This window comes from Streptomyces albidochromogenes (genome assembly GCF_005981925.1).
Lineage (GTDB): Bacteria > Actinomycetota > Actinomycetes > Streptomycetales > Streptomycetaceae > Streptomyces > Streptomyces albidochromogenes.
In genome coordinates this window covers 1-450 of sequence record NZ_VBVX01000704.1, presented here as the reverse complement: position 1 = coordinate 450, position 450 = coordinate 1, and the positions used below count along the sequence as shown (strand labels likewise).

1 protein-coding gene is annotated in these 450 nt (G+C 74.0%); it reads right to left on the bottom strand.

Going from position 1 to position 450, the window contains the following annotated elements; all coding sequences use genetic code 11:
• A partial coding sequence (locus E2E34_RS34840; protein ID WP_208765425.1) for an enoyl-CoA hydratase-related protein occupies positions 1–450 on the bottom strand: 450 nt, incomplete at both ends.

Here is a 450-nt window from a genome sequence, read left to right as displayed (position 1 = left end):
CGATGGCGAGGGCCTTGTCGAGGGCGGTGCCGTCCGGGACGACGTGGCCGACGAGCCCGATGCGTTCGGCTTCCTCGGCCGGGTACGGGCGGCCGGTGAGCAGCATCTCCAGGGCGTGGGTGCGCGGGATCTGGCGCGGCAGGCGTACGGTCGAGCCGCCGATGGGGAAGAGGCCGCGCCGGACCTCGAAGAGGCCGAAGGTGGCGCTGCGGCCCGCGACGCGGATGTCGGTGCCCTGGAGCATCTCCGTACCGCCCGCGACGCAGTGGCCCTCGACGGCGGCGACGACCGGTTTGCGGGGGCGGTGGTGGCGGAGCATGGCCTTCCAGTGCAGGTCGGGGTCGGCCTTCATCCGGTCGCGGTACGCGTCGCCTCCCATTCCCCGGTCGCCGGCGAGGGCCTTGAGGTCCATGCCGGCGCAGAAGTCGCCGCCCGCTCCGGTGAGCACGA